Source organism: Coprococcus sp. ART55/1, assembly GCF_000210595.1.
Taxonomy (GTDB): Bacteria; Bacillota; Clostridia; order Lachnospirales; family Lachnospiraceae; genus Coprococcus; species Coprococcus aceti.
In genome coordinates, this window is record NC_021018.1 from 2,848,078 (window position 1) to 2,854,451 (window position 6,374).

Below are 6,374 nucleotides of genomic sequence, written 5' to 3' on the forward strand. Positions count from 1 at the left end.
AGATATATTATCAGACTCGTCCAGTTGTTTCATACCAACTATAAGCGTGTAATAGATATCCAGCTCTTCATAGCAGTTTTTGCATGATCTGACATGCTTAATAAACTCTCTGAGTTCATCGTCAGGGAGTTTATTCTCAATAAACGCCATTATCTTTGACTGTGCTTCCAAACAATTCATATGATCCACCTAGTTAATCTCAAATGATCCATCATCCTGTGTGTTTTCAATCTTTCTTATGACTAGATAATACGGTTCACCTTTCTCTGGAACGACCTGGACTCTGTCGCCAACCTTGTGTCCCATGATCGCCCTGCCTATAGGTGATACGTTGCTCACCCTTCCGTCAAGCACATCAGCACGAACGCTTGTGACAACTCTGTATGTTTCCTCCTCGTCGTCATCCTCAAAATAAACGGTTACCGTGTTATCAATTCCAACCTCATCGTCTGCTGAAGTATCATCTATTATATCTGCAGTCCTGACAAGCCTGTCCAGATATCTGATCCTTCGCTCATTGGCATTCTTGTCTTTCTTTGCTGCATAATATTCGAAATTCTCACTGAGATCCCCCTGAGCTCTGGCCTCCTTTACGGCTTCAAGCTTCTCCTTCCTGACTACACATTTTCTATATTCGATCTCCTGTTCCATCTTTTCGATGTCTTTTTTTGTAAGCTGCTTACCCATATCGATACGCCTCCAAATCTAACGCAATACTTTATATATACTATCACAAAATCCATTCAAAGTAAAATGAGGTGTTGCTGCACTGGTTATCATAGCGGCTGCCTGTATCCAGTGCGGATACGGTCCTCAAAAAAAATACCCGGCAACCACTGCATGCAGTAATTACCGGGTAAAGTGTATACGTTTAAATATATAACCAGAAATTAGTTGTTGATAAGCTTGTCTGACTCGTTGTTCCAGCTATAAAGTGCTCTGATCTGCTCTCCAACCTTCTCTGATGGATGCTCTGAAGCAAGCTTTCTCATAGCCTTGAAGTGAACCTGACGTCCTGCTGGTGACATGTCAAGGAGGAACTCCTTAGCAAATGAACCATCCTGGATGTCCTTAAGGATCTGCTTCATAGCCTTCTTTGTCTCTGCTGTAACGATCTTAGGACCTGTTATATAGTCACCGTACTCTGCTGTGTTAGAGATTGAATATCTCATTCCAGCGAATCCTGACTGGTAGATAAGGTCTACGATAAGCTTCATCTCATGGATACACTCGAAGTATGCGTTTCTTGGATCATAACCAGCCTCGCAAAGTGTCTCGAAACCAGCCTGCATAAGTGCACAAACACCACCACAAAGGACTGCCTGCTCACCGAAGAGGTCTGTCTCTGTCTCTGTTCTGAATGTTGTCTCAAGAACGCCGGCTCTTGCTCCACCGATTGCAAGTGCATATGCAAGTGCAAGGTCAAGTGCCTTACCTGTAGCATCCTGCTCTACAGCAACAAGACAAGGTGTACCCTTTCCTGCCTGGTACTCTGAACGTACTGTGTGTCCAGGTGCCTTTGGAGCGATCATTGTTACGTCAACATCCTTTGGTGGCTTGATACAACCGAAGTGAATGTTGAAACCATGAGCGAACATAAGCATGTTACCTGGCTCAAGGTTTGGCTCGATATCCTTCTTGTACATATCTGCCTGTAACTCATCGTTGATAAGAATCATAATTATATCAGCCTGCTTTGCAGCCTCAGCGGCTGTGTATACCTTAAATCCCTGTGCCTCAGCCTTAGCCCATGACTTGCTTCCCTCGTAAAGACCGATGATGACATTGCATCCTGACTCCTTAGCGTTGAGGGCATGTGCATGACCCTGACTACCATATCCTATGATTGCGATTGTCTTTCCATCAAGTAATGAAAGATTGCAATCCTGCTGATAATAAATCTTTGCTTCTGCCATTTCTTTAATCCTCCTAAATATGTATAAAATGACTTATATATTAACTACCACTTGGATAATTAAAAACGTATTAACCTCTGATGAGACCTGTGAGACCTGTGCGTACAAGCTCAACTATCTCATGTCCATCGAGCAGTCTGAGGAACGCCTCACACTTGGTTGTTGTTCCCGTAAGTTCTATAATAACCGAATCTTTGGAAACGTCAACTATATTCGCTCTGAAAATATCTGCAACCGAGATAATATCCTTTCTCTCGGACGGATTCGCTTTAACCTTGACAAGAACGAGCTCTCTGCATACAGACTTGCCAGGCTCAAGCTCCACTATATCCACTACATCCTCAAGCTTGTTGAGCTGTTTCTTGATCTGGATAAGGCTGGCTTCATCGCCGCTAACTGCAACAGTCATTCTGGAATAAGCGGGATTCTCAGTCTCTCCTACTGTCACACTGTCAATGTTATAACCTCTTCTACTGAACAGTCCTGACACTCTGCTCAAAACTCCCGATGTGTTGTCAACAAGCAGTGACAAAACAATATTACCCATCTATATGTACCACCTTTCAACTCGTCTCTTTAAAATGTACTAAATTATTATAGTTATAAACCACTTTAATGTCAATTTATAACGTGAATTTTGTAATTATTTTTATCTGTTATTTCTGATAATTTTTGTTGTGTATTTACAAATACCCCAAAACTTATAGTGAGATATCCGGATTTTTCCAAATATTTACTCTATGCCCAGAAGATTCTTGACTACAACCACGCAGTTTGCCGCATCCTCGGAATATCCATCCGCACCGATCTCCTCGGCGTAGCTCTCGGTTATAACTGCACCGCCTATAACAACTTTACTGTCCAGGCCATTCTCCTTCACAGCTTCAACAACATCCTTCATCTTGACCATGGTGGTTGTCATGAGGGCTGACAGTCCGATTATGCTGGCGTTATTATCCTTTGCCGCTTGTATTATCACATCACAAGGAACATCCTTGCCGAGATCTATAACATTAAATCCATAGTTCCTGAGCATAAGAACCACGAGGTTCTTACCTATATCATGTATATCGCCCTCAACTGTCGCCACGACTATGGTAGGCATATCAGAGCTGTCCTTGTCCTTCAGAACAAGTGGACTTATAACACCTATCGCCATCTCCATGGTCTCAGCACTTGATATGAGCTGTGGCAGGAAATATTTTTTCTTCTCGAAGAGTCGTCCAACCTCATTTATCGCACCTATCAGATCGTTATCTATGATGGACTGGGGATCAGCTCCGCTGTCAAGCACAGCGTGTACATCGTCAAGTATTGATCTCTTATTTCCCTTGAGAACATCTATGTATATCTGGCTTTTTCCCTCCAGATCAGATCCTGCTTTGCCGCCGGATGCACCTGCTCCCGGTGAGGCAAGCTCAAGAGGTTTGACATTCTCAATATAACGGACATCGCTCTCCTCCTTGAAAAGCAGCATATCAGAAGCAAATGCAGCATTCATGAGCATGGTCTGGGAAGGATTTGCTATAGCCATCGTAAGTCCACGAGAGATAGCCATGGTGAGGAATGCTGTATTTACAAACATTCTCTCAGGAAGTCCAAATGAAATGTTGGACAGACCACAGATGGTTGCAAGTCCGTTGTTATAACAGTAGTTTATGGTTTTCAGGCAGTTGATGGCAGCGTCCTTCTGGGCACCGACCGTTGCAACAAGTCCGTCCACAACCACATCATTCTTCGTAAATCCCATCTCATACGCAGTGCCAAGCACCGTGTTGATTATGTCCTCCTTCTCCTGTGGACTCTCCGGAAGCCCCTTATCCGACAGAGGAAGAAGAATAAACATAGCTCCGTACTTCTTTACAAGAGGCAGTATCTCTTCCATCTTCACCTTCTCAAGGGATACTGAATTGACAAGCGCACGTCCCGGATAGATACGAAGTGCCGCCTCAAGTACCTCTGGTGAGCTGGAATCAAGGCATAACGGAAGGTTTACAGCCTGCGATACCTGATATACTACCTTAAGCATCATATCTCTCTCATCGATACCATTCATACCGACATTGATATCAAGTATTGAAGCGCCTTTATCTACCTGCTCTTCGGCCATATTCATGACAAGCTCAAGAGATCCCTCCCTGAGCTCAGCCTGAAGCTTCTTCTTTCCAGTCGGGTTGATTCTCTCTCCAACAACCTTAAACGGAGCATCCAGATCTATTATGAGAGATGAACGCTCAGATGATATACATCTGACATGCTCTGAACTTATCTCAGGAACAGGCATCTTGGAAGCCATATCAGCAAGAGCCTTTATGTGTTCAGGTCTCGTACCGCAACAGCCACCAACCATTCCGGCCCCTGCCTCGATTATCATCTTCATATCTTCAGCAAATTCCTCAGGGGTCATCCGATATACGCTTTTATCATTTACAAGCTCCGGCATTCCGGCGTTCGGCTTTGCAAATACAGGGATAAATGCGATACTCTTCATCTGTCTAACAAGCTCGACCATCTTATCAGGGCCTGTGGAACAGTTTACACCTATAGCTGCCACTCCAAGATTCTGAAGAACATTTACTGCTGTCACAGGATCGGTTCCATACAGGGTACGTCCATCCTCGTTGAATGTAAGGCTGGCGATTATAGGGAGATCTGACACTTCATTTGCCGCAATAACCGCAGCTCTGGTCTCAGCGAGGCTCATCATGGTCTCGACCACAAGCAGGTCACAACCACTCTCGTCTATGACCTTTATCTGTTCCTTATACACGTCGACCAGCTCTTCAAACTTCAGTTTTCCCATAGGATAGAGCATCTCGCCGGTCATGGTGATATCGCCCGCCACAAGGCCATGGCCTGCAGCCTTGACCGCTTCCTTAGACAATTTTACAAGTCTTCTGTTCATGTCCTCAAGGTCATCGGCAAGCCCATACTCGTTGAGTTTTATCCTGTTACATGTAAAGGTTGGAGCATACAGAATATCTGTGCCGGCGTTCAGATATGCAACCTGGAGGTCAAACATTATCTGTGGATGTTCAAGTATCCATTTCTCGGGGCACACGCCAAGAGGCATGCCTGCATTCATAAGATTTGTTCCTGTGGCTCCATCAAGTATAAGTATCTTATCATCAAACAGTTTTCTGAAATCTGTCTTTTTCATGTCTTATCTCCTCGTACTCAGGCCTGATCCAGACCTTCATCAGTTATTTTTCCATCGCCGTCTGCGGCTGCTGTTGCCAGCATGTCACATCTCTCATTTCCAGAGTTGCCGGCATGACCTTTGACCCACAGGAATTCCACGTTGTGTGGTGCTTTTGCTGCAAGCAGACGTTCCCACAGATCCCGGTTTTTGACCGGTTCATTCTTGCCGCGCTTCCAGCCTTTTTTGATCCAGCCCTCTATCCAGTGCTGGTTAAATGCGTTGCACAGATACTGTGAATCTGAATACAATTTCACATTACATGGCTTTATAAGAGCCTCAAGCCCGACTATCGCCGCCATAAGCTCCATTCTATTGTTTGTTGTCTTTATATATCCCTGGCTGTATTCTCTCTCATGAAGCTGTCCCTTTGCATCGATAAACTGAAGAACAGCGCCATATCCACCAGGTCCATTTGGATTGCCTCTGGCAGATCCATCAGTGTACAATATTACATCCATATATGATCTCCATAATTATATTTTCTGTATAAATGAGTCTATGATACGAACAAGTCTTCCTGACGCTTCATCGCCCGCCGCAATGATCTCCTCGTGCGAAAGCTCTCCGCCGAGGCCTGCAGCTTTGTTGCATATTGAGGAAAGACCTGCGACACGCATTCCCATATGTCTTGCAGCTATGGCTTCACATACAGTGCTCATTCCAACTGCATCTGCCCCCATTCCCGCAAACATTCTTATCTCTGCAGGAGTCTCATACTGAGGACCGGTGACCTGAATATATACACCCGACCTGAAATCAATATCATTTTCAGCAAATGCTTCTCTGATATAGCTATTCAGCTCCACATCGTAGACATGTGTCATATCGGGAAATCTCACACCCAATTTATTATAGTAACTGCAAATGAGTGGCGATGGTACAAATGTTGAAATGTGATCACTTATCATCATGATATCGCCCGACTCAAGCTTCTCAGATATTCCGCCTGCAGCATTTGTGAGCAGAAGTTTATCTACACCAAGCAGCCCCATGACACGGACAGGCATAACAACCTGGCTCATATCGTATCCTTCATAATAATGGACCCGTCCCTGCATGATAAGGACCTTTTTCCCGTGGATACATCCGTATACGAAGCGGCCTCTGTGTCCTGCTACTGTAGATACAGGAAAATGTGGAATATCTCCGTAATCCACATACACAGGGTTCTCAATAACGTCCGCCATATGTCCCAGACCACTGCCCAGGATAAAGGCTATATCAGGAACATCTCCTATCGCATGTCTCAAATACGA

The 6,374-nt window shown here is 44.5% G+C and carries 7 protein-coding genes; all 7 read right to left on the reverse strand.

Annotated elements, in window-relative coordinates:
- Window positions 1–180 (reverse strand): anti-sigma factor family protein (locus CCU_RS12830; RefSeq protein WP_208896261.1); only part of this gene is annotated, 180 nt, incomplete at its 3' end.
- Window positions 181–189: 9 nt separating this feature from the next.
- On the reverse strand, window positions 190–687 hold the full coding sequence (greA, locus tag CCU_RS12835) for a transcription elongation factor GreA (protein WP_015534956.1): 498 nt from the start codon (window positions 685–687) through the stop codon (window positions 190–192).
- A gap of 203 nt (window positions 688–890) precedes the next feature.
- Entirely contained in the window at window positions 891–1,916 is a 1,026-nt protein-coding gene (gene ilvC, locus CCU_RS12840) for a ketol-acid reductoisomerase (RefSeq protein ID WP_015534957.1), read from the reverse strand.
- Window positions 1,917–1,986: 70 nt separating this feature from the next.
- Entirely contained in the window at window positions 1,987–2,463 is a 477-nt protein-coding gene (ilvN, locus tag CCU_RS12845) for an acetolactate synthase small subunit (protein ID WP_015534958.1), read from the reverse strand.
- Between the two features lie 186 nt (window positions 2,464–2,649).
- Window positions 2,650–5,076: a homocysteine S-methyltransferase family protein gene (locus CCU_RS12850; RefSeq protein WP_015534959.1), complete on the reverse strand. Its 2,427-nt coding sequence runs from the start codon at window positions 5,074–5,076 to the stop codon at window positions 2,650–2,652.
- Window positions 5,077–5,093: 17 nt separating this feature from the next.
- Window positions 5,094–5,576 (reverse strand): ribonuclease HI, encoded by a 483-nt coding sequence (rnhA, locus tag CCU_RS12855; RefSeq protein ID WP_015534960.1) that lies wholly within the window; start codon window positions 5,574–5,576, stop codon window positions 5,094–5,096.
- A 15-nt stretch (window positions 5,577–5,591) separates the two neighbouring features.
- Window positions 5,592–6,374, reverse strand: a 783-nt coding sequence (locus CCU_RS12860) for a purine-nucleoside phosphorylase (RefSeq protein WP_256364703.1), incomplete at its 5' end; no start/stop codon positions are given.